A 677-nucleotide genomic window follows, 5' to 3' on the forward strand; every position below is an offset into this window, starting at 1 on the left:
GAAGTCGGTGACATCGGCCGGGTAGAACAAACCGCGCCCACCTGTGAGGCTCGCGGCGACGTCCTTGCCGTCGGAAGCCTCGCGGTCGAGTATCGCCACACTGGCGCCGCGCTCGGCGAGCAGTTCAGCGCTGGCGCGACCCATCCCCGAGGCGCCGCCGACGACGATCACCTTCTTGCCGTTGATCTGCATCCAAACCTCCTCGGGTGACCGACTCCGGTTGCCCGGCTGCCCCGTACTGCGGTGCGCGTCCCCCGCACGCGTGCACGTTACCGCGACCGTGCGTGACCCTGCCGGCCAGGCGTGTAATGCTGGTCTGTGTTGCTCATCGATGTGGCGGCTACCTCGGTGCAGGTAGCGGGTGCCACGTCACGGGGGGCCAAAATCGCGCGGATCGCCGGGCTGCTGAGCCGGGCCGCCCCGGATTCCGAGCTGGTCGCGGTCGTGGTTGCGTGGCTTTCCGGTGAGTTGCCGCAACGTCAAATCGGTGTCGGCTGGGCCACTTTGCGCTCGCTACCACCCGCGGCGGCGCAGCCGACGCTGAGGGTCGGCGCGGTCGACGCCGCCCTGTCGTCGATCAAGGCGGTCTGCGGTAAGGGCGCGCAGGCGCGGCGCACCGACCTGGTCGCCGGGTTGTTCGCCGCCGCGACCGAGACCGAGCAGGCGTTTCTGCGCCA

General features: G+C 70.0%; 1 protein-coding gene and 1 pseudogene. One reads left to right on the forward strand and one right to left on the reverse strand.

All coding sequences use genetic code 11. The features are described 5' to 3' along the window. The coding region (locus tag F6Q13_RS19075) for an SDR family NAD(P)-dependent oxidoreductase (protein ID WP_293059859.1) at positions 1-192 on the reverse strand (192 nt) is incomplete at its 3' end. A gap of 126 nt (positions 193-318) precedes the next feature. Here F6Q13_RS19075 and F6Q13_RS19080 point away from each other — a divergent pair. Next, positions 319-677, forward strand: a pseudogene (locus F6Q13_RS19080) (ATP-dependent DNA ligase); the annotation flags it as partial.

It is taken from the genome of Mycobacterium sp., from assembly GCF_008709575.1.
In the GTDB taxonomy this organism is placed as follows: domain Bacteria; phylum Actinomycetota; class Actinomycetes; order Mycobacteriales; family Mycobacteriaceae; genus Mycobacterium.